This window comes from Alkalihalobacillus sp. NPDC127517 (genome assembly GCF_050276055.1).
Taxonomy (GTDB): Bacteria; Bacillota; Bacilli; order Bacillales; family Bacillaceae_D; genus Alkalicoccobacillus.
Genome location: NZ_JBNNQX010000012.1, coordinates 97,107 through 119,451 on the forward strand (window position 1 = coordinate 97,107; position 22,345 = coordinate 119,451).

The window sequence follows — 22,345 nt, forward strand, 5'->3', positions numbered from 1 at the left end:
GATAACATATAGACAAAAGAAAAAATGAAATGGGTGATCTGCCAATGACGGAACGCATATATCGCTGGACAAAGAAACGCTTGCGCCAGCACCTTGATGTCGTCAGGGGAGAAAAAGCGCCTTCTATTGTTCTCAAAAATGCTACGTATCTCAATCACGCCAGACGAAAATGGCTTAAAGCAAATATTTGGATTGCGGATGATCGAATTGTTTATGTTGGACAGGAGCTTCCCCCGGTAACAGATAAGGATACAGAAATAATTGAATGTAAGAACTCAGTCGTTGTACCTGGGTATATTGAGCACCATGCTCATCCGTTTCAATTATATAATCCCCATAGCTTTGCAAGATATGCTTCAGCTCGTGGGACAACAACCTTGATTAATGATAATTTGTATTTCTTTTCGAATGTTGAAAAAAAGAAAGCGCTTTCTCTGATTGAGAAGCTAGAGGAAATGCCTGCAAGTATGTATTGGTGGGCAAGATATGACCCTCAGACCGAGCTTCAGAGTGAGGCTCATTTTACGAATTCTCGAATGAAAGCATGGCTTGAGCATCATTTGGTTGTCCAAGGGGGCGAATTAACATCTTGGCCAAAAGTACTAGAAGGTGATGACTCTACGTTACACTGGATGCAGGAGACTAGCCGCTTACGTAAGCCGATTGAAGGTCATTTGCCAGGAGCGTCTGAACGGACGTTATCTCAAATGGCGCTGCTTGGTGTCACATGCGACCATGAATCAATAAATGGGGAAGAAGCTGTTCGACGACTGGATATGGGGTATATGACTTCGTTACGCCATTCCTCCATGCGACCTGACTTACCAAATCTGCTTCGTGAAATGCAAGAGCTTGGAGTTGATCATTTTGTTCGCTGTATCATGACTACAGATGGATCGCCTCCTTCGTTCTATGAAGATGGTGTGATGGATAAATTAATCAAAATGGCTCTTGATGCCGGGTTATCTGATTTTGATGCGTACGGAATGGCGACGTATTATGTAGCCAGATATTATAATCTGGATCACAAGCTTGGAATGATTGCGCCTGGACGTATTGCTCATCTCAATTTTCTTTCCGACAAACATTCACCGAAACCGATTGGTGTGCTGGCAAAAGGTCAGTGGATTGTTCGTGATGGAGTTGAATGCCAAGGAGAGGAGTCCTTTGGCTGGAGCGATTATGGCATTAAACCACTTGATACTAGCTGGGACTTAGATGAAAGCGAGTTACACTTCTCTATGCCGATGGGAATTGAAATGGTGAATGCCGTTATCTTGAAGCCTTACCGTATCTCTGTAGAAGGGACTGTCAACGAGCTAAGTGAAACGCATGATGAGAGCTTCTTCGTTCTGATCGACAAAAATGGAAAATGGATGATTAATACCATGATTAAAGGATTCTCGAATAAGATCAAAGGTTTTGCGAGTTCCTTCTCTAACACAGGTGACTTCATTTTAATCGGTAAAAATGTAAAAGACATGGTTGCAGCCTTTCGCGCTGTTAAGGCACAAGGCGGCGGTATGGCACTTGTTGAGGATGGAGAAGTGATTGGAAATATCGTTCTTTCCTTAAACGGAGCGATGTCTAATAAGTCAATGGAAGGTATTATGGAAGAAGAGAAAAGATTTGTATCGTTACTCCGTGAACGAGGCTATAAGCATGAAGATCCGATTTATAGTTTACAATTCTTTTCTTCCACTCACTTGCCATATATTCGCGTCACACAAAGAGGAATCTACGATGTAACAAAGAAAAAGATACTCTTTCCTGCGATTATGCGCTAAAATGGTAAAGTATAAGTTCCTGGTCAAAAAGATCAGGCATGCCGAAATTCTTGGAAAGGCGTGAAATGTTTGCAAATCGATAAGTTACGCGGTAAGGAACTTGATCAACTGTTTAAAGCCGTTCTTTCACTAAAAGATCTAGAGGAATGCTACGAATTCTTTGATGATCTTTGCACAATTAATGAAATACAGTCACTGGCACAACGTCTTGAAGTAGCAAGAATGCTTCAAAATGGATATACGTATCACAAAATTGAGACAGAGACTGGGGCAAGTACAGCAACAATCTCTCGGGTCAAACGTTGCTTGAATTACGGTAATGACAGCTACACTATGGCACTGGATCGCATTAAGGAAGAACAAACAGAGTCAACCGAATAAGCAAAAAGCTATCTGACATGGTTCTGCCATGTACAGATAGCTTTTTTTTGAAAAAAAGTGTGCATCGATTGCTAAAATAGACTACAATAGTTCAAATATAAAAAAACGTGTTTGAAAGGGGCTTGCACGATGAACGCAGAATCACTCAAGACAACCATTGCGGCTTCTTCTAAGCAGGGCGTACCAGATCTTGTCATTACGAATGGTAAAGTCATTGATGTCTTTAACTTAACAATCATTGAAGCGGATGTAGCTGTGAGCGATGGACTCATAGTAGGAATCGGATCTTATCCAGAGTCCAAGAAGCGGATTGATGCGAAGGGAGCCTATATTAGTCCAGGATTAATTGATGGTCACATCCATATTGAATCAGCGATGGTTCCTCCCGAGGAGTTCAGTAAAATTGTGGTGCCAAAAGGTGTAACAACGGTGATTGCCGATCCGCACGAAATTGCAAATGTCGGTGGAGCAGACGCTGTTCGCTATATGATGAATGCTTCAAAGAATCTGCCACTGGATATTAAAATGATGATTCCATCTTGTGTACCAGCTGCCCCGTTTGAACATAATGGAGCAGACGTAACGGCAGCAGATGTGAAAACCTTATTCGCAGAAGGTAACGCATTTGGACTCGGAGAAGTGATGAATTATCCCGCTGTTTTGTCTGGTGAAACGGATATGCTTGAAAAGATATTAAGTGCGCATGCAAGGGACCATGTGGTAGATGGGCATGCTGCAGGCTTAGATATCTACGCATTGAATGCGTATCGTACGGCAGGCATTCGCAACGATCATGAAGCGGTGACAGCGGAGGAAGCGTTAGAGAGAGTTCGTCGTGGAATGTATGTGTTGATTCGTGAAGGAACTGCAGCAAAGGATTTAGAAGCCCTTTTACCTGCGATAACACCTGCGAATGCAAGACGATTTGCTTTTGCTACAGATGACCGTCACTTAGATCATCTTATAAAAGAAGGCAGTATTGATGGAAGCATCCGTAAGGCAATTAAACTTGGAATGTCAGAGCTTCAAGCCATTCAACTAGCTACATTGAATGCGGCAGAAGCATTTGGATTACAGGAGAAGGGTGCCATTGCACCGGGCTATGAGGCTACATTTGTTCTGGTGAACGACCTCACTACATTTGCAGTCGAGTCCGTCTTTGTAAAAGGTGAGCTACATGCAACAAATGGTCAGCTTGCAAAAAACGTTCGGGAATCAATTGCCGTACCTGACCAATTACTGAAAAGCATAAACATGGCTCCTATCTCACTTCTTGATCTAAAGCTTCCGGCAAGTCCAGAGCAAGATGCAACAATTATTGAAAGTACTCCTGGTTCGATCATCACAAAAGCAATAAAAGAACCGATTCAGGTAAGTGATGGCTGCTTTCAGCCTGACCCGGAAAAAAATCAATTAAAACTTACGGTAGTTGAGCGTCATAAGCAGCGAGGTAATGTAGGAGTAGGCATTGTAAAGGGAATTCCCATTCAAAATGGTGCGATTGTTTCAACAGTAGCGCACGATTCTCATAATGTGATTGCATGTGGTACGGATGATGTAAGTATCCTTGCTGCGATTAATCATGTGAAAGAAATAGATGGCGGGATGGCTGTGGTCAAGGAAAGAAAAGTAGTGGCTAGCTTGTCGCTAGACCTTGCCGGATTAATGTCAACGAAGCCCCATAAAATCGTCCAAAAGGAAATTCAAGCATTAGAACACGCTTTAAAGGACATCGGTTTTAACGAAGACTGGGACCCATTTTTAACCCTTGCCTTTTTAGCCTTACCAGTTATCCCAGCTTTAAAATTAACCGATACTGGATTATTCGACGTCACACAATTCAAGCACGTTTCGATTCAGTGAGAACACATAGGTTAGGACGAAATTAAGAAGAGAAGGCAGATGTTTCTTAAGCGAAACATCTGCCTTTCATGTTTTACGAACAAAAATGAGCGAGTATTCTCCCAGTGCGGAATTTCTTCACATGATCCTGTCATAAAACTGTCAAGATTTTTTGACAAAAACAGCGTAAAGGATTATTCTATATACGGTAGTCAGTAAGGCCTTGCCCATATTTGTAGTGTTTTTTTATTTATGTTTGTGAGTATATTCACATTTGATAAATTGTAAGAGGCTCTACATAATCCTATACAAGCTAGGAGAAAATAGCTCAAGGCTATAAAGTAAAGGAGAATTGTACATGTCAGAAACGAGCGAACAACAACAAGTTTCATTAAGCAAGCAACAAGTAGAATTACTTGATCAGCTTTTGAAACCAGAGGTACAAGAATCACTCACAACGCTAGTTGATCAATTACCAAAATTGACTGAAATGATTACAGTCATGACGAAATCATACGACTTTGCTCATTCTGTTGCTACTGATGATGTGCTGAAGGCAGATACAGTTGGAGCAATTACGGAATTTCTTGAGCCTGTTAAAGAAACAGCGAAGGAAGTTGCTCAAACAGCAATTGAAGCAAAAGAGCGTGCAGAAGCAAGTAATGAAGTCATTGGTATCTTTGGCCTAATGAAACTTCTAAAAGACCCTCAAGCTCAAAAATTATTCCGCTTCACTCAAGCTTACCTTAATGTAATGAACGAGCGTGAGAACAAGAAGTAATTCAAGTGAACGGCTGAATAGTTGACTTAAAAACGGAGGAAAAAAGAATGTCAAAACATATTGTCATCCTAGGCGCAGGTTATGGCGGACTTTTAGCTGCTTTAACTGTTAGAAATTATTACAGTGAATCTCAAGCAAAAGTAACAGTGGTTAACCAAACAGGAACTCATCAAATTATTACAGAGCTTCACCGTTTAGCAGCTGGAAATATTGCTGAGGACGCTGTGGCTATGCCACTTGAAAAATTATTTAAAGGGAAAGCGATCGACCTTAAGATTGCAACGGTTAACTCGTTCTCTGTTGATAACAAAGAAGTATCGTTATCAGACGGAAGCACGCTTAGCTATGATGCATTAGTAGTTGGTCTTGGAAGTAAAACAGCTTACTTCGGCATTCCTGGACTTGAAGAAAACAGCATGGTTCTTAAATCAGCTGCTGAAGCGAATCAAGTTTTTAATCAAATCCAAGATCGCATCCGTGAGTATGCAAAAACAAAAAATGAAGCAGACGCTACAATCGTAATAGGTGGTGGTGGACTAACAGGTGTTGAGCTTGTTGGTGAGCTTGCTGATACATTACCTGCTTTTGCTAGATCTCTTGGTGTAGATCCGCACGATATTAAATTAAAACTAGTAGAAGCTGGTCCAAAGATTCTTCCTGTATTGCCTGATCATTTGATTGAACGTGCGACAAAGAGTCTTGAAAAACGTGGTGTTGAGTTCTTAACAGGTCTTCCTGTTACAAACGTGGAAGGCAATGTTATTGATCTGAAAGACGGTCAAAAAATTGTAGCCAACACATTTGTTTGGACGGGTGGCGTTCAAGGGAATCCTCTAGTAGGAGAATCTGGACTTGAAGTAAACCGTGGTCGTGCGACTGTAACAGAAGGACTTCAATCTACTTCTCATGAAGATGTATTTGTAGTAGGAGATAGTGCTGTCTACTTCTCACCAGATGGTCGTCCATACCCACCAACTGCTCAAATTGCTTGGCAAATGGGTGAATTGGTTGGTTATAACTTGTATGCTTACCTTGAAGGAAAAACATGTGCGCCGTTTAGCCCAATTGACTCCGGAACTCTAGCAAGCTTAGGCCGCAAAGATGCCGTAGCAACAATTGGTCAAAATGCAACGCCATTAAAAGGAATGCCTGCTTCCCTTATGAAAGAAGCAAGTAATGTTCGTTACCTAACTCACATTAAAGGATTATTTAGCTTAGCTTACTAATCTGTATTCTGAAAGCTCAACCACGAGCTTTCAGATTTTTTTTGTTTCCTTTATAATGAGGATATCTGAATAAAAGGAGATGACTGATATGGCACGTTCAAAAGCTCAAAAGCACCGCAAGAAGCTAGAGCGAGAAGGAATGCGTAACCCAAGTAAGAACCGTAGCCCCTATGCGTTTGCTGATTTAGCAACGAGAAAAACAAAAACCAAAAAAGACTTTCTAAATAAAAGAACATCACTGAATCATTCGATCCGAACGGGAGACGATGATTCTTTTTTTTATGAACAGATTAAGAAAAAGCTCCATTAATCGTTTACTTGGATAGAATCATACGGTATGATAATGATTATCAATGTTACTATTAATGAATGAGAACATACGTGTAAAAGTCACCATTTGTATATCGCAGACGTCAAGATAGGATGAACAGTATGGCAACTCTTGAAGAAGATCAAACAGTAGAACTGAAAAAGATAAAAAAGCGTCCGTTAGTGGCTACGTTTATTTTGGTAGTAGGACTATTCGTTTTATGCCTTTCAATAGGGGCCTCCATTGCTTTAGGAGCTGCAGACATTGATCTTCAAACAGTCTGGCAAGCGTTAGTTCATTTTAATCCAGAGCTTACTCAACACCAAATTATTCAAGAATTACGAATGCCTCGTGCATTAGGTGCTGCTTTAATTGGTGCGTTTCTCGCTGTATCTGGCGCAATTATGCAAGGGATGACTCGAAACCCATTGGCTTCACCTTCTATTATGGGAGTAACGGACGGGGCGGCATTTGCTATTGCCATCGCTTTTGCGTTTTTTCCGCATACCTCGTCCCTGCAACTAATGCTTTGGTCATTTTCTGGAGCTGGACTTGGTGCCTCACTCGTTTTTGGAGTCGGGTCGATGTCGCGAGGTGGTTTAACTCCTGTTAAGCTCGCTTTAGCTGGAGCCGCAGTTGGTGCGTTTCTGAGCGCCATCTCATCTACCATTGCCATCCGATTTGATGTAGCGCAGGATATTAGCTTCTGGTTTGCAGGCGGACTAGCGGGTACAAGATGGGTGAGTGTTCAAATCATTGTGCCAGTTGCGATTGTTGGATTAACACTCGCATTTATACTTGCCAGGTCTGTGACTGTCTTGAGCTTAGGAGACGAGGTAGCAAAGGGGCTTGGGCAACGTACCCGTTTGATTAAGATCCTCGGTACCATTGTGGTGTTGCTTTTAACAGGTGCTGCGGTTTCTGTTGCCGGGTCCGTTGGCTTTGTTGGGCTAGTCATTCCGCATATCACTCGCTTTTTAGTCGGGGTCGATTATCGGTGGATCATACCTTGCTCGGCGATATTGGGAGCTCTCTTGCTTGTCCTTGCCGATATTGGAGCCCGGATGGTGAATCCTCCTTTTGAAACACCGGTCGGGGCAATCACTGCATTAGTTGGCGTTCCGTTCTTCCTGTACCTTGCTAGACGAGACGGGAGGGGATTGTAATGGACCCATTTAATCTGACCAAACAAAGTAAAAAACCTTATATTATCTTTGGGATATTAATGATCGCCATTATTGCAGTGTTTCTTTTAAGTTTAAATTTAGGATACATTCGTATCGCACCAATTGATGTGCTTAAGACCTTTTTTGGAATGGGTACAGACAAGGACGCACTTGTGCTCTTTCAATTTCGCTTACCGCGTATGGTCATTGCTCTTTTAATTGGTGCAGGACTTGCTGTATCAGGTGCTATTCTTCAAGGCGTATCGCAGAATGGACTCGCAGATCCAGGGATTTTAGGGATAAATGCAGGTGCCGGTTTCGCAGTGGTCCTCTTCATTTTCTTTTTCCAAGGATCACTTACCGGTCTCGGAACTCTTTCTATTTTCATTATGCCTTTCTTTGCATTACTCGGTGCCATGCTAGCTGCCTTTTTAATCTATGTTCTAGCATGGAAAAAAGGTGTGACACCTGTCAGGTTAATTTTAGTTGGAATTGGGATTAATGCAGGCTTTGCCGCTGCCCTGCTTGTGTTTCAGTTAAAAATGAACCCTCGTGACTTCATGCAAGCAACGATATGGTTGTCAGGTAGCATCTGGGGAACAAATTGGAAGTTTGTTTTAGCGACATTGCCTTGGATTCTAATCCTCATACCGTTTACACTTTATAAAGCTAGGTATTTAAATATCTTAAACTTAGGTGATCAAGTAGCAACGAACTTAGGTGCTCGTGTAGAAAAAGAGCGGAGAATCCTCTTGTTCTTATCCGTTGCGCTTGCAGGAGCATGTGTTGCTGTAGGTGGCGGAATTGCCTTTCTTGGACTTGTTGCACCTCATATTGCACGAAAGCTAGTTGGTCCGAAGCACCAATATTTAATCCCTGCCTCAGCGCTTGTAGGCGCATTGCTATTACTAGTAGCGGATATGCTCGGCCGTAATGTGTTACAGCCTTCTGAAATACCTGTAGGTCTCGTCGTAGCGATACTTGGCGCGCCTTACTTTTTATATCTATTAATGAAAACCCCATAACTTGAGGAGTGAGTAGAATGGTTAGACTTCAAACAGAAGCTTTGGATATTTCATATGGTGATCGCGATATTGTTAAGGGACTTGATTTAGAGATTCCCGAAGGACAAATAACCACAATTATAGGTCCAAATGGATGTGGGAAGTCTACGATTCTGAAAACGATGGCTCGAATTCATAGTGCAAAAAAAGGGGCGGTCTACTTAGACGGGACTGCAATTCATAAAGAATCAACAAAAACCATTGCGAAAAAAATGGCTATTCTGCCTCAAACGCCTGAAGCTCCGAGTGGTTTAACAGTAATGGAGCTTGTATCTTACGGACGTTTCCCGCACCAAAAAGGCTTCGGCAAACTAACGAAACAAGATCATGATTTGATCTATTGGGCTCTTGAAGTAACAGGTATGCTTGAATTTCACGATCGTCCTATCGATGCGTTATCGGGTGGCCAGCGCCAACGTGTCTGGATTGCTATGGCACTTGCTCAGGAAACGGATTTGCTCCTGCTTGATGAACCGACAACTTATTTAGATTTGGCTCATCAGCTTGAGATTCTTCAGCTTCTTGAAAGACTGAATAAGGAGCAAGGACGCACAATTGTTATGGTCATTCATGACCTAAACCATGCGGCACGTTTTGCTCATCATATGGTCGCACTGAATGCGGGCTCCATTGTTAAAGAAGGTATGCCTGAAATGGTGATGACTAGTGAAGTACTTGAGCGTGTCTTTAATATCGATGCAGAGGTTGTTAGAGATCCAAGAACAAATAAGCCTGTTTGTCTAACGTACGACCTATTAAGTACAAAAGTAATTGGTTCTAAACAAACTTACGCCTATGCTTAATACGAACATCGTATAATCTTTACATGTGCTTTATGTTCCATTAACACGCGCCCTCTATACTTAGGTTAACCACAAGAAGAGGGGAGCCGTGTTCATGGAGACAGAAGAGAATATCGTGATTGGGTCTGGTTGGGCGTTACTGATTAGCTTACCTTGCTGGGCGGCTTTATTTGGAATCGTTAAAGGGATCTCGCTTCTACTATAAACGTTACTCTTCAATTAAATAGCATCTCAGAACACGCCCTAAGCGATTACGCTAGGGTTTTTTGCGATTAATCAGATTATTTGTGAATCCTTTATAGCGTTTAAGTATCAAAGAATGTTAGAATAGTTCGAACGCTTAGAGAGAGGAATGTTGATCATGCAAGGAGTAGAGAGAGTAGGACAAGTGATTAGTAAATATTTCGCGCTAATTGTAATCTTAGTAAGTGTGGTAGCGTATGCGGTACCGGGAGGCTTTACATGGATCGCACCATATATTACGTATTTACTTGGAATCATTATGTTTGGAATGGGATTAACGATGAGAGGATCCGATTTTGCAGTTGTCGCAAAGAGACCGATTCCTGTATTTATAGGCTTAGTTGCCCAATTTGTGATCATGCCAAGTATCGCTTTTGGATTAACACAATTGTTTAACCTACCTTATGAACTAGCTGTGGGAATTATTTTAGTAGGAGCATGTCCAGGAGGAACGGCCTCAAACGTAATGGTGTTTTTAGCAAAAGGAGATCTTCCATTATCCGTGGCAATGACATCGATCTCAACGTTGCTTGCTCCACTGTTAACACCAGCAATCATGTTTGTGTTAGCTAGCCAATGGGTGAACGTTGACACGGGGTCCATGTTTATTTCAATTGTACAGGTAATTGTTATCCCGATTGTAGCTGGGATTGTCATTCGGAAATTCTTCCCGATAACCGTAGACCGTAGTGTAGGTGCACTTCCGCTTATCTCGGTCCTTGCGATTCTTGCAATTGTGACTGCAGTAGTAGCAGGTAACAAAGAAAATTTAGCGACCACTGCACTTGTATTAGTGTTAGCAGTAGCTATTCATAACAGCTTAGGTCTATTCTTAGGATATCTTAGTGCTCGGTTATTCAGATTGGATGAGACAAAAAGAAGAGCAGTTTCAATTGAAGTGGGTATGCAAAATTCAGGACTTGGTGCAACACTTGCAAATCAGTATTTCGAACCAATAACGGCTCTACCAAGTGCCATATTCTCCGTTGTACACAATATTACTGGTCCAATCATGGTTTCCATTTGGTCTAAGAGACCAGTTAAAGAGTGAGTTCACGCAGGTATATCAAATCCATGATGTACCTGCGTTTTTTGACGGTTTTAAGCAATTGGTTAGACGACAATCCTCTTATTCTTTGTTATAATGAACGTACAAAAGTCTCATTTTACGTTGTATGAAAAGGTCCGCAGTTGCGGCTTTTTTTGTGTAAATGTCCTCTCAGGAGTTGATGATATGGCTGAGTATCAGCATTGGAAACATCTATTTAAACTTGATCCAAATAAAGAACTGACTGACGTGGCACTAGAAGCGATATGCGAGTCAGGTACAGATGCGATTATCGTAGGTGGTACAGATGGAGTGACACTTGATAACACCCTTCAGCTACTCGTTCGTATTAGACGTTATGCTGTGCCATGTGTACTGGAAGTATCAAACGTAGATGCCATTACCCCAGGGTTTGATTATTTCTTTATCCCGACTGTCCTAAACAGTCAGAAGGTAGAGTGGATCACCGGGCAGCATCATGCGGCTCTAAAAGAATACGGCGCAATTATGAACTGGGATGAAGTGATTCCAGAGGGTTATTGTGTATTAAATCCAGAGGCAAAGGTCGCACAGCTAACTGATGCTGTGTGTGATCTAGATACCGAGGATGTTCTTGCTTATGCAAGAATGGCGGAGCATATGTACAAGCTTCCGATTTTTTATTTAGAATATAGCGGAACCTATGGAGATCCGAGTGTCGTTAAGCAGGTGTCATCTGTTCTTGAAGAAACAAAATTGATTTACGGTGGTGGCATTGAATCAAGAGCCCAGGCAGAAGAGATGGCAGCCTACGCAGATACAATTGTTGTGGGCAATGTCATTTATAAAAATTTGAAAGAAGCCTTAAAAACAGTTCAAGCAGTAAAAGGAGACTTGCTTTCTTAGGAGAATTTAGTAAGATAAAAATAAGAACATTTGTTTGGTGGTGTGTATATGCAAGGAAATATAGTAGAAAAGATGTTATCAGGACTAAATCCAGAGCAACGCGAAGCGGTTACAACAACAGATGGGCCTTTGCTATTAATGGCTGGTGCAGGAAGTGGAAAAACACGTGTGTTAACGCATCGAATTGCGTATCTCCTGCGGGAAAAAGAAGTGGCTCCATGGAGTGTTTTAGCCATAACATTCACAAATAAGGCAGCTAGAGAGATGAAGGACAGGGTGGCTGGTCTTGTAGGACCGATTGCTGAAGATATTTGGATTTCTACTTTCCACTCCATGTGTGTGCGAATTCTGCGCCGTGATATCGACAGAATGGGATACAGTCGTAGCTTCTCTATTTTAGACTCAACGGATCAGTTATCTGTGATAAAGCAAATCCTTAAAAAGCAGAACATTGATCCTAAGAAATTTGATGCGAAAAGCATCCTAGCTACAATTAGTGGAGCGAAAAATGAACTGCAAAAGCCAACGGAGTTTGCAGCAAAAGCAACGGGTCCGTTTCAGGAAGTTGCATCAGACGTGTATACGGAATATCAGAAGCGATTAAAGCAAAACAATGCGCTGGATTTTGATGATTTAATCATGAAAACGATCGAGTTGTTTAAGCTTGTTCCAGATGTATTAGAATTCTATCAACGTAAGTTCCAATACATCCATGTAGATGAGTATCAGGATACAAACAGAGCTCAATATATGCTTGTAAAAATGCTCGGTGATCGTTTGAAAAATGTGTGTGTGGTAGGGGACTCTGATCAGTCAATCTACAAATGGCGTGGTGCTGATATCGGGAATATTCTCTCGTTTGAAGAGGATTATCCGAATGCAGCGGTTATTCTTCTTGAACAGAATTATCGTTCAACAAAACGGATCCTAGATGCAGCAAACAAAGTCATTAATAATAACGGGAATCGTAAGCCTAAGAATCTTTGGACAGAGAATGATGAAGGTCAAAAGATCGGACACTTCTCAGGTTCAACCGAGCAGGATGAAGCACATTTTATTGTTGAACAAGTTAAAGATGCGATCCAAAACAAAGGTTTCTCTTATTCAGATATTGCGGTTCTTTATCGGACAAATGCACAATCACGTATTATTGAGGAATTTTTCGTCAAATCTAATTTTGACTACAACATCGTCGGCGGAACTAAGTTCTACGATCGTAAAGAAATTAAGGATGTCCTTGCATACCTGCGTTTAATTTCGAACTCAGATGATGACATTAGCTTACAACGGATTGTGAACGTACCTAAGCGTGGACTCGGCGCAACTACCGTGGACAAGGTGTTGGCCTATGCATTACAGCACGGAATGTCTATGCATAAAGCATTGTTTGAAGTAGATGAGATGGGTGTTACTGCACGAGCGCTTGGTAAACTTAAGGAATTTAGAGATTTAGTTGCAAATTGGGTACAAATGCAGGATTATCTCACTGTAACTGAGCTTGTTGAAGAAGTTCTTGAGAAAACAGGCTATCGCGATGCGCTGAAGAATGAACAGACACTTGAAGCTCAAAGCAGACTTGAGAACATCGATGAGTTCATTACGGTGACACGTGAATTCGAAAAACGTAGTGAAGACAAAACACTTGTTGCCTTTTTAACAGATTTAGCTCTAGTTGCTGATATTGATCAGCTTGATGACCAACCAGAAGAAGGCCCTAAGGATGCTATTACACTCATGACGCTTCACTCTGCAAAAGGCCTTGAATTCCCGCTTGTTTTTTTAATTGGACTAGAGGAAGGAATTTTCCCTCACAGCCGTTCGTTATTTGAACAAGATGAGATGGAAGAAGAACGTCGTTTAGCATACGTAGGCATTACACGAGCAGAAAAGCAGTTGTTTCTGACAAATGCACGACTTAGAACGATTTTTGGTCGCACAAATGCCAACCCGCCTTCTCGTTTTATTAAAGAGATCCCGGAGGAATTTATTGAGGTACTAGGTGAACAAGCGGATCAGGGACTTCGCCAAAGAAGACCTGTTTCACAAAGTGCGGGTCGACCTTCAAGACCAGCGAGACCACAGATTGCATCCACCGGTGGAGAAAGCTTTGAATGGAAAGTTGGAGACAAGGCTAACCATAAGAAGTGGGGTACTGGAACGGTTGTAAGTATAAAAGGAGACGGGCAGTCGGTTGAGCTGGATATTGCTTTCCCACCACCAACTGGCGTTAAACGATTGTTTGCACAGTTTGCCCCGATTACCAAGGAATAGAAAGGACGAGCTGAATGGATAAGAATCAAGCCACAGAACAGCTAAAGGAATTAAGAAAAAAGCTGGAGAAGTATGGCTATCACTACTATGTATTGGACACTCCAATCGTACCGGATGAGGAATATGACCGGTTATTACAAGAACTTTTAAAGATTGAGGAGCTGTTTCCCGATCTGGTAACTGAAGATTCTCCTTCCGTTCGTATCGGTGGGGCCATTTTGCCTCACTTTACTAAGGTGTCTCATAAGATACCAATGATGAGTTTAGGGAACTCGTTTAATGAACAAGACCTTCGAGACTTTGATCGACGTGTCAGACAATTTGCTGGCGATACCCCTGTGTCCTATGTGTGCGAATTAAAGATTGATGGACTTGCTGTGTCCTTAACGTATGAAGCAGGCAAGCTTATTCGTGGCGCTACAAGAGGAGATGGCACAACAGGTGAGGATATTACCAGTAACTTAAAAACGGTTCCTGCCGTTCCCCTGCGCTTAAATAGTGAAGTAGATCTTGAGGTGCGCGGTGAAGCATATATGCCTAAGCGCTCGTTTGAGTCATTAAATAAAGCAAAAAAAGAAGTGGAAGAGGAGCCTTTTGCGAATCCTCGTAATGCAGCAGCCGGTTCCTTGCGCCAGCTTGATCCTAAGATTGCAGCTAAGCGTAATCTTTCATTATTTGTCTACTCCATCGGTGAATTAAACGGACGAGACATTGACTATCATTATGAGGGTCTGTCTTTCTTAAACGAATCAGGCTTTAAAGTGAACAAAGAAACGAGACGTTGTGAATCCATAGAAGAAGTAATTGCCTATACAGAAAAATGGGTAGAAGACCGTCACGAGCTTGACTATGAGATTGATGGCATTGTTATTAAGGTTGATTCCCTTAAGCTTCAAAAAGATATGGGTTTTACAGCAAAAAGTCCTCGCTGGGCAACAGCGTTTAAGTTTCCCGCTGAAGAAGTGATTACAAAGCTTTTAGATATTGAACTAAGTGTCGGGCGAACAGGTGTAGTGACTCCAACTGCTATACTCGAGCCTGTTAGTGTAGCAGGAACAACGGTGAAGAGAGCATCGCTACATAACGAAGACCTGATTCGAGAAAAGGATGTTAAGCTTGGTGATTCAGTTGTAGTGAAAAAGGCTGGAGACATCATTCCTGAAGTAGTCAATGTACTCGTTGATCTTAGAACAGGAGAAGAGCAATACTTCCATATGCCTACACATTGTCCAGAATGTGAGAGCGAGCTTGTTCGTTTAGAGGGAGAAGTAGCCCTACGTTGTATTAATCCAGAATGTCCCGCTCAAATTCGTGAAGGTCTCATTCACTTTGTATCAAGAACGGCGATGAATATTGACGGGTTAGGGGAAAAAGTGATTACTCAACTATTCTCTCACCAGTTAGTCCATAATGTGGCTGATCTTTATGCTCTAAAAAAAGAGGAATTATTGAATCTTGAACGAATGGGCGAAAAATCAGTAGACAATCTGTTACAATCAATAGAGAATTCAAAGACAAACTCTTTAGAGCGTGTGGTGTTTGGACTCGGGATTCGGTTTATTGGTTCAAAAGCAGCACGAACACTGGCCATGCAATTTGAAACAATGGATGCCATACTCAAGGCTTCAAAAGAAGAGTTGATTGCTGTCGATGAAATTGGTGAAAAGATGGCTGATTCGATTGTGAGCTATTTTGAGAAGCCAGAAGTTCTTGAATTGATTGATCAACTAAAGCAAGCTGGCTTAAACATGAGTTACACTGGGCCAAAGCCTGTCACAGTAACTGATGCACAAGAGTCGAATTCTGCGCTTGCTGGAAAAACGGTTGTATTAACCGGGAAGCTTGAACAACTGACTCGAGAAGAGGCAAAGGAAAAGCTGGAGTTACTCGGAAGCAAGGTAACCGGCAGTGTAAGTAAAAAAACAGACTTATTAATAGCTGGAGCTGATGCAGGTTCCAAACGAGTAAAAGCAGAGGATTTAGGCATTGAAATTTGGGATGAAGAGAGATTAATCCAAGAGTTTAACAAAGAATAGACTAAGGCACGAGCGAGAGGAGTAAGGCGGTTCATGTTTAAAAGATGGGGATTGGTTACTTTACCTCTGGCACTTCTCATGGCGGGGTGCTTCCCTTTTTCTCAGGACGAGCCTGAGAATACAGAGGTTGGGAATCCAACAAATGATCAAGAAATAACGATTGTACCACCTGTTAGTTCACCAGAGAATTACTATCAGGCCATTTTAGTGGATGGCGAGTATCAAAGCGGGAAGGCTCGTGGGTTTGGAACAGATGTTGTGTATAATCGCTTAGATCTCGATGAACTTGAAATGGGATTAACGCGAATTGCAAAAGAACATTTTCCGCAAAATGAGTACTCCTTAAGAGAAGGTCAATTCGTAAATAAAGAATTATTAAATAGCTGGTTGAGACGTTACGATGAAGAGGAAAATCCTAATGGGTTGAATCCCGCACTTGGATCAGGAGATAATTTAAGAGCTCAGGAAGAAAATAGTCCCCGAACGCTCTCGCACATACTGGAGCAAAATTACATGGTAGAAAATGAAGACGGGGAAATAGAGCTTGGTGCCATTGTAATAGGTGTTTCTTTAAATAGTGTGTATAACTTCCGTATCACAGATGAGGACGGACTTTACGAATTTTATTCAACTCCTTTAGAAGAGTCTGTTACGCAGGAAGATGGCGAGCGCATTGCGAACGAAATTGTTACTCGCTTACGTGATCAAGAGTTTTTAGAGTTAGATGGAGCATTTAATAACATTCCCATTGTTGTTGGCTTATTTAGAGAGCAGCCAAGAGAGTCTATTGTCTCAGGTACTTATTTTCAGACAGCGATTGCCGAGCCGAACTCTGATTTAGGAAGCTGGTCAGGTATTGATGAGAGCACCTATTTGTTTCCATCAGATCGTGCAAACCAAGATGTCCGTGATGATTCAGACGAATTTGGTCGGTTCCAAGAGCAAGTTCAAAACTTCTTTAGTACGTATGTAGGTGTTGTAGGGAAAGGCTTCTATCAAAACGATCGTTTGACGGAGCTAACGGTTGATATTCCATTACGTTATAATGGGAAGACCGAGATTGTCGCCTTAACCCAGTTTATTGCTTCTATTATTCCTAACTATTATGATGATATTAAAGTAGAAGTAAACGTTAATTCTGTGAGTGGTGAACAAGAGAGTTTAATTGTCGCAGAGCCTGGTGAAGAGCCCTTTATCCATGTGATGGACTAAAGAAAAGCCTTATTTCTTTCCGCTTTTTTGGGAGAAATGAGGCTTTTTTGTGTAAATCTATAACATTCTCAAAAAACTATTTTTCATTTGGTCATTCGTATGATATATTAAGTGCGGTTGGACATGAGAGAAGGGTGGTCATCAGACTTCTGATGACTAGGGCCGCTCATTTACTACTACTCTTTAAATAGACAAGCTTTTGTTTGAAAAGAGTTGGGACGTATAAATAAAAGGGGGCAATTTATTTTGAAAAAGTGGTTACAAACACTTACATTATCAACCGTGGCAGTACTAGCATTATCCGCATGTGGTTCAGGTGATGACAACTCATCTGGTGGTGGAGAAGCTGGAGAAGGCGAGTCAACAGAGCCTTCAGAATTTAAAGTAGGTATGGTTACAGACGTTGGTGGAATTGATGATAAATCATTTAACCAATCAGCATGGGAAGGTTTACAAGCCTTTGGCGAAGAGCAAGGATTAGAAGCGGATACGAATTACAGTTATCTTCAATCTGGTAGCTTAGACGAATTCGAACCAAACCTTCGTCAACTCGTACGCGAAAATTATGATCTATCGTGGGGAATTGGCTTCTTAATGGAAGATGCAATCCGCACAGTGGCTACACAAAATGAAGATGCACAACTAGCTATTGTTGATACAGTAGTAAATGATGCAGATGGAAATCCAATTCCTAACATCGCTAATATTACATTTAAAGAACATGAAGGTTCATTCCTAGTTGGAGTAATCGCTGGACTTCGCTCTGAAACGGATAAAGTAGGTTTCGTTGGTGGGGTAGAAGGCGAGCTAATCAAAAAGTTTGAGAACGGCTTCAAAGCAGGCGTAAAATCAGTGAATCCTGATGCTGAAATCGAAGTTCAATACGTTGCAGACTTTAATGATCCAACTAAAGCACAACAAATTGCGAATACAATGTACTCAAATGGTACAGACATTATTTATCACTCTGCTGGTGATTCTGGAAACGGAGTATTCACAGAAGCCATCAACCGTGCACGTAACAACGAAAACATCTGGGTAATCGGTGTGGACCGTGACCAGTATGCAGAAGGTGAATATGGTACTGATGAGTCTGTCACACTAACGTCAATGGTTAAACGTACAGACCAAGCGGTTCAAATTGTTTCTGAAGATACGATGAACGGAAACTTCCCTGGTGGAGAAATTCTTGAGTTTGGATTAGATGACTCTGCAATCGATATTGCAGAATCTGAGCAAAACCTAACAGAAGAAGATCTAAGCGCTGTTGAGGACTACAAAGGTCAAATTACAGCCGGAGAGATTGAAGTTCCTAAAACAGATGAAGAGTACGAAACATTCTTAGAAACAGTTGAGTAATCCACACATCTAAACAAAACAAAGGCTAGTGACCACTAGCCTTTGTTTCATGTATATAGACGGAAGGGTTATTGATGAATGGCATCGGTCCTGTTCATCAGTTTTACTCTTTTGGTTTGATCAAGCGTTTATTTGGAAGCAAGGAGTGAAAAGTATGAGCTATGTCATTGAAATGAACGGCATCCGCAAAGAATTTCCGGGCATCGTTGCAAATGACAATATCACGCTTCAAGTGAAAAAAGGCGAAATCCATGCTTTATTGGGTGAAAATGGTGCCGGTAAGTCCACACTGATGAACGTGTTGTTTGGACTCTATCAGCCTGAAAAAGGCGAGATTAAGGTGCGCGGGGAGAAAGTGAATATCACTGATCCTAATGCAGCTAACCGCTTAGGAATTGGAATGGTTCACCAGCACTTTATGTTAGTAGAAAAGTTTAATGTAACGGAAAACATTATTCTTGGAAGTGAGCCTACTAAGGGCGGAAGAATCAATTTGAAGAAAGCAGCGAAAGAAGTTGCTGAAATTTCAAAGAAATACGGTCTTGCCGTGGACCCTTATGCAAAAGTAGAAGACATCTCTGTCGGAATGCAGCAGCGTGCTGAAATTTTAAAAACGCTCTATCGTGGCGCCGATATTTTAATATTTGATGAACCAACAGCGGTGTTAACGCCACAGGAAATAAAAGAACTGATGGGCATTATGAAAACCCTTGTAGCTGAAGGTAAGTCAATCATTATGATTACACACAAGCTGAAAGAAATTAAAGCAATCTGTGATCGCTGTACGGTTATTCGTCGGGGTGTAGGAATTGGTACGGTCGACGTGGCTGACACCGATACGCAGCAGCTAGCCAATATGATGGTTGGACGAGAAGTGAATTTCAAAGTGGAAAAGACACCGTCAGTTCCAAAGGAAACCGTACTAAATGTTTCCGAATTAACGGTTAAGGATAGCCGTGGAATTGAAATGGTGAAATCACTCAGTTTGAATATTCGTGCTGGAGAAATCTTGGGACTTGCTGGCGTTGAGGGAAATGGTCAGTCTGAATTAATTGAAGCCATCACAGGATTAAAGAAAATTCAATCAGGTACAATTGAATTAAATGGGAAAAAATTAAATGGATTATCTCCTCGAAAAGTAACGGAAGCAGGCGTTGGCCATATTCCAGAAGACAGACATAAATTAGGTCTTGTGCTTGACTTTACCGTCGGGGAAAACATTGCACTACAAACCTATTATAAAAAACCATTATCCACATTCTTTATGATGAGTTATAAAGCTGTTTATGAAAAAGCAGAAGAATTAATTAAGGATTACGACGTTCGTACACCGAGTGCGTATACACCAGCTCGGGCGCTCTCAGGGGGAAATCAGCAAAAGGCGATTATTGCCCGGGAAGTCGATCGCTCGCCTGATTTATTGATTGCTGCTCAACCTACAAGAGGTCTAGATGTAGGGGCAATTGAGACGATTCACCAACGACTAATAAAAGAACGAGACAAAGGACGAGCTGTGTTACTTATGTCCTTAGAACTCGATGAAGTATTAAATGTCAGTGACCGAATTGCTGTAATCTATGATGGCGAGATTGTAGACATTGTAAATGCTCATGAAACGAATGAGCAACAGCTAGGATTGTTAATGGCTGGCGGAAAAGCGAAAGCAGGTGAAACAGAATGAAGTCGTTTTTCATGAGCCGTGGCCGAATCTTTAACATTGCGATTCCGCTTATTGCCATTTTACTTGGTATGCTTGTTGGCGGGATCATTATGCTTGTGAGTGGTTATGATCCAATTAGTGGATACAGTGCCCTTTTTAACGGGATTTTAAGTGAGCCTTTCTATATTGGTGAAACCGTTCGAGCAATGACTCCACTAATTCTTTCAGGTCTGGCTGTTGCATTCGCATACCGCGCTGGATTGTTAAATATTGGAGTAGAAGGACAAGTGCTTGTAGGGTGGCTAGCCGCTGTCTATGTTGGAATTGTGGTTGAAGCACCAATGATTATTCACCTACCACTTGCCATTCTAGCAGGAGCTGCAGCCGGTGCGCTTTGGGCGTTTGTTCCAGGCTTATTAAAAGCCAAGTTTCATGTAAACGAAGTAATCGTATGTATCATGATGAACTATGTTGGATATCATGTCGTAAACTCGATCATTCGTGCCTATTTAATTGTGCCTGGTGAGCGAACAGATAATATCCAACCAACAGCTTCTCTACAGTCAGCCTTTTTAGAATCAATTACAGACTTTTCTCGTATTCACTACGGGATCATTGTTGCGATCTTAGCATGTATTTTTATGTGGTTCCTTCTATGGAAAACCTCTCTTGGGTACGAGCTTCGTTCAGTTGGGTTCAACCAGCACGCGTCTCGTTATGCAGGAATGAGTGTTGGTCGTAATGTGATGATTACGATGATCATCTCCGGTTCATTTGCAGGACTCGCGGGAGCGATGCAAGGGCTTGGAATGTACGGATATATGACGATTCTAACTGGATTTACGAACATTGGATTTGATGGAATTGCCGTTGCCCTTCTTGGAGCAAACTCTTCCATTGGGATCTTCTTATCTGCGTTCTTATTTGGTGGACTTAAATCAGGGGCCAGCACAATGCAGTCGCAAGCTGGTGTACCAGTAGAATTAATTGATATCGTTATTGCGTTAATTATCTTCTTTGTAGCATCAAGCTACATTATTAGATGGGCATTACTGCGAATTCAGAAGAAAAAGGAGGGGAATCAATAATGAGTTTGATGGCAATTTTAGCTCTTGTTGTTCCTGCTGCGATCTATGCTGCAGCTCCCCTTATGCTTACAGCACTTGGAGGACTTTTCAGTGAACGCTCCGGTGTCATTAACATTGGACTTGAAGGACTAATGGTCGTTGGAGCCTTCTCGGCGATAGTGACAACACTAACATTAGAAGCAGCGGGAGTGGGAGCAGCCTCCACGTGGCTTGGTCTGTTAGCAGCCGTTGTGATTGGAGCCCTATTCTCTTTAATTCACGGGGTAGCATCCATTCATTTCCGTGCAGATCAGGTAGTAAGTGGTGTAGCGATTAACCTTCTAGCTGTAGGTTTATGTGTATTCTTAATTAAATTAATGTATGGAAAAGGACAAACGGATTACATTTCGAATCGTTTCTATCGTTTTGATGTTCCGGTGTTAAGTGATATTCCAGTCATTGGTCCGTTGTTCTTTTCGAGTACGTACATTACATCCTTTATGGCCATTGCTTTGGCTGTTCTAGTCTACTTTGTTATCTACTTTACCCCGTTTGGTTTACGGATCCGCTCGGTTGGTGAGCATCCGCAAGCTGCAGATACAATGGGGATTAATGTGACACGCATGCGTTATATCGGTGTCATGCTAAGTGGAGCCTTTGGTGCACTTGGAGGAGCCGCTCTAGCCGTAACGGTAACAGGTAACTTCTCAGGAACAACCATTGCCGGCCAAGGCTTCATGGCACTCGCTGCCTTGATCTTTGGTAAATGGCATCCACTTGGAGCTATGGGAGCTGCGTTGTTCTTTGGATTTGCACAAGCACTCAGTATCACGGGTGCGCAAATCCCAATGCTGTCCGGTGTACCATCCGTCTTCTTACTGATCGCGCCTTACGTCTTAACAATCCTAGCACTCGCAGGATTCGTCGGACGATCAGAAGGACCAAAAGCATTAGGATCCGCGTATTTAAAAGGTTCGAGATAGGTAAGTATTGTGAAACCCCCATCGCTAACGATGGGGGTTTTTGTGTGTGCGCCCAGCATGGGTGATAACTTGGTGGTGAAAGTCCACTACAGGCTTGGCAGTAGGAACTGTTAGCTGACGGCAAGTGTGTCCATCGCGAGGTGGAATCTGAAGGAAGCCCGAGGCAAACACTCGCACTGACGGACAGAAATCTCATATGAAGGCTGAAGTAGGGCGGATGA

The 22,345-nt window shown here is 42.0% G+C and carries 18 protein-coding genes; all 18 read left to right on the forward strand.

Going from position 1 to position 22,345, the window contains the following annotated elements; all coding sequences use genetic code 11:
* Nucleotides 1-44: 44 nt before the first annotated feature.
* The 18 genes from ACQKKO_RS16770 to ACQKKO_RS16855 all read left to right on the forward strand — a co-directional run bounded on the left by ACQKKO_RS16770 (nt 45) and on the right by ACQKKO_RS16855 (nt 22,124).
* Entirely contained in the window at nt 45-1,787 is a 1,743-nt protein-coding gene (locus ACQKKO_RS16770; protein WP_498649198.1) for an adenine deaminase C-terminal domain-containing protein, read from the forward strand.
* Nucleotides 1,788-1,856: 69 nt separating this feature from the next.
* Nucleotides 1,857-2,168, forward strand: a complete 312-nt coding sequence (locus ACQKKO_RS16775; RefSeq protein ID WP_498649201.1) for a YerC/YecD family TrpR-related protein — start codon at nt 1,857-1,859, stop codon at nt 2,166-2,168.
* 129 nt (nt 2,169-2,297) lie between these two features.
* Nucleotides 2,298-4,031, forward strand: a complete 1,734-nt coding sequence (gene ade / locus ACQKKO_RS16780; protein WP_498649202.1) for an adenine deaminase — start codon at nt 2,298-2,300, stop codon at nt 4,029-4,031.
* A 337-nt stretch (nt 4,032-4,368) separates the two neighbouring features.
* Complete coding sequence (locus ACQKKO_RS16785) at nt 4,369-4,791, forward strand: helical membrane plugin domain-containing protein (RefSeq protein ID WP_498649203.1); 423 nt, start codon at nt 4,369-4,371, stop codon at nt 4,789-4,791.
* Between the two features lie 47 nt (nt 4,792-4,838).
* Nucleotides 4,839-6,017, forward strand: a complete 1,179-nt coding sequence (locus tag ACQKKO_RS16790) for an NAD(P)/FAD-dependent oxidoreductase (RefSeq protein ID WP_498649206.1) — start codon at nt 4,839-4,841, stop codon at nt 6,015-6,017.
* 88 nt (nt 6,018-6,105) lie between these two features.
* Nucleotides 6,106-6,327 carry a ribosome rescue factor BrfA gene (gene brfA, locus ACQKKO_RS16795; RefSeq protein WP_498649208.1) on the forward strand — a complete coding sequence of 74 codons (222 nt, stop codon included), beginning with the start codon at nt 6,106-6,108 and terminating at the stop codon, nt 6,325-6,327.
* A 122-nt stretch (nt 6,328-6,449) separates the two neighbouring features.
* On the forward strand, nt 6,450-7,493 hold the full coding sequence (locus ACQKKO_RS16800) for a FecCD family ABC transporter permease (RefSeq protein ID WP_498649209.1): 1,044 nt from the start codon (nt 6,450-6,452) through the stop codon (nt 7,491-7,493).
* Nucleotides 7,494-7,507: 14 nt separating this feature from the next.
* Complete coding sequence (locus tag ACQKKO_RS16805) at nt 7,508-8,518, forward strand: FecCD family ABC transporter permease (RefSeq protein WP_498649233.1); 1,011 nt, start codon at nt 7,508-7,510, stop codon at nt 8,516-8,518.
* A gap of 17 nt (nt 8,519-8,535) precedes the next feature.
* The gene (locus ACQKKO_RS16810; RefSeq protein WP_498649210.1) at nt 8,536-9,360 is read left to right on the forward strand and encodes an ABC transporter ATP-binding protein; all 825 of its coding nucleotides are present in this window, start codon (nt 8,536-8,538) and stop codon (nt 9,358-9,360) included.
* Between the two features lie 361 nt (nt 9,361-9,721).
* Nucleotides 9,722-10,654 carry a bile acid:sodium symporter family protein gene (locus ACQKKO_RS16815; protein WP_498649213.1) on the forward strand — a complete coding sequence of 311 codons (933 nt, stop codon included), beginning with the start codon at nt 9,722-9,724 and terminating at the stop codon, nt 10,652-10,654.
* Between the two features lie 183 nt (nt 10,655-10,837).
* On the forward strand, nt 10,838-11,536 hold the full coding sequence (gene pcrB / locus ACQKKO_RS16820; protein ID WP_498649214.1) for a heptaprenylglyceryl phosphate synthase: 699 nt from the start codon (nt 10,838-10,840) through the stop codon (nt 11,534-11,536).
* A gap of 48 nt (nt 11,537-11,584) precedes the next feature.
* Nucleotides 11,585-13,807, forward strand: coding sequence for a DNA helicase PcrA (pcrA, locus tag ACQKKO_RS16825; protein ID WP_498649216.1), 2,223 nt, complete (start codon nt 11,585-11,587; stop codon nt 13,805-13,807).
* Between the two features lie 14 nt (nt 13,808-13,821).
* The gene (ligA, locus tag ACQKKO_RS16830) at nt 13,822-15,843 is read left to right on the forward strand and encodes an NAD-dependent DNA ligase LigA (protein ID WP_498649219.1); all 2,022 of its coding nucleotides are present in this window, start codon (nt 13,822-13,824) and stop codon (nt 15,841-15,843) included.
* A gap of 33 nt (nt 15,844-15,876) precedes the next feature.
* Nucleotides 15,877-17,055, forward strand: a complete 1,179-nt coding sequence (locus tag ACQKKO_RS16835; RefSeq protein WP_498649221.1) for a CamS family sex pheromone protein — start codon at nt 15,877-15,879, stop codon at nt 17,053-17,055.
* 246 nt (nt 17,056-17,301) lie between these two features.
* Nucleotides 17,302-18,414, forward strand: coding sequence for a BMP family lipoprotein (locus ACQKKO_RS16840; protein ID WP_498649223.1), 1,113 nt, complete (start codon nt 17,302-17,304; stop codon nt 18,412-18,414).
* 154 nt (nt 18,415-18,568) lie between these two features.
* Nucleotides 18,569-20,095 carry an ABC transporter ATP-binding protein gene (locus ACQKKO_RS16845; RefSeq protein WP_498649225.1) on the forward strand — a complete coding sequence of 509 codons (1,527 nt, stop codon included), beginning with the start codon at nt 18,569-18,571 and terminating at the stop codon, nt 20,093-20,095.
* Nucleotides 20,096-20,106: 11 nt separating this feature from the next.
* Entirely contained in the window at nt 20,107-21,162 is a 1,056-nt protein-coding gene (locus ACQKKO_RS16850; RefSeq protein WP_498649235.1) for an ABC transporter permease, read from the forward strand.
* Nucleotides 21,162-22,124, forward strand: a complete 963-nt coding sequence (locus tag ACQKKO_RS16855) for an ABC transporter permease (RefSeq protein WP_498649227.1) — start codon at nt 21,162-21,164, stop codon at nt 22,122-22,124. Before ACQKKO_RS16850 ends, ACQKKO_RS16855 begins: the two co-directional genes overlap by 1 nt.
* The last annotated feature ends 221 nt before the right edge of the window (nt 22,125-22,345 follow it).

Excerpts from the sequence above, each read along its gene's own strand:
- ACQKKO_RS16770 (WP_498649198.1), top strand. The coding sequence starts at position 45 with ATGACGGAACGCATATATCGCTGGACAAAGAAACGCTTGCGCCAGCAC.
- ade (WP_498649202.1), top strand. The coding sequence starts at position 2,298 with ATGAACGCAGAATCACTCAAGACAACCATTGCGGCTTCTTCTAAGCAG.
- ACQKKO_RS16785 (WP_498649203.1), top strand. The coding sequence starts at position 4,369 with ATGTCAGAAACGAGCGAACAACAACAAGTTTCATTAAGCAAGCAACAA.
- ACQKKO_RS16790 (WP_498649206.1), top strand. The coding sequence starts at position 4,839 with ATGTCAAAACATATTGTCATCCTAGGCGCAGGTTATGGCGGACTTTTA.
- brfA (WP_498649208.1), top strand. The coding sequence starts at position 6,106 with ATGGCACGTTCAAAAGCTCAAAAGCACCGCAAGAAGCTAGAGCGAGAA.
- ACQKKO_RS16800 (WP_498649209.1), top strand. The coding sequence starts at position 6,450 with ATGGCAACTCTTGAAGAAGATCAAACAGTAGAACTGAAAAAGATAAAA.
- ACQKKO_RS16810 (WP_498649210.1), top strand. The coding sequence starts at position 8,536 with ATGGTTAGACTTCAAACAGAAGCTTTGGATATTTCATATGGTGATCGC.
- ACQKKO_RS16815 (WP_498649213.1), top strand. The coding sequence starts at position 9,722 with ATGCAAGGAGTAGAGAGAGTAGGACAAGTGATTAGTAAATATTTCGCG.
- pcrB (WP_498649214.1), top strand. The coding sequence starts at position 10,838 with ATGGCTGAGTATCAGCATTGGAAACATCTATTTAAACTTGATCCAAAT.
- pcrA (WP_498649216.1), top strand. The coding sequence starts at position 11,585 with ATGCAAGGAAATATAGTAGAAAAGATGTTATCAGGACTAAATCCAGAG.
- ligA (WP_498649219.1), top strand. The coding sequence starts at position 13,822 with ATGGATAAGAATCAAGCCACAGAACAGCTAAAGGAATTAAGAAAAAAG.
- ACQKKO_RS16835 (WP_498649221.1), top strand. The coding sequence starts at position 15,877 with ATGTTTAAAAGATGGGGATTGGTTACTTTACCTCTGGCACTTCTCATG.
- ACQKKO_RS16845 (WP_498649225.1), top strand. The coding sequence starts at position 18,569 with ATGAGCTATGTCATTGAAATGAACGGCATCCGCAAAGAATTTCCGGGC.
- ACQKKO_RS16850 (WP_498649235.1), top strand. The coding sequence starts at position 20,107 with ATGAGCCGTGGCCGAATCTTTAACATTGCGATTCCGCTTATTGCCATT.
- ACQKKO_RS16855 (WP_498649227.1), top strand. The coding sequence starts at position 21,162 with ATGAGTTTGATGGCAATTTTAGCTCTTGTTGTTCCTGCTGCGATCTAT.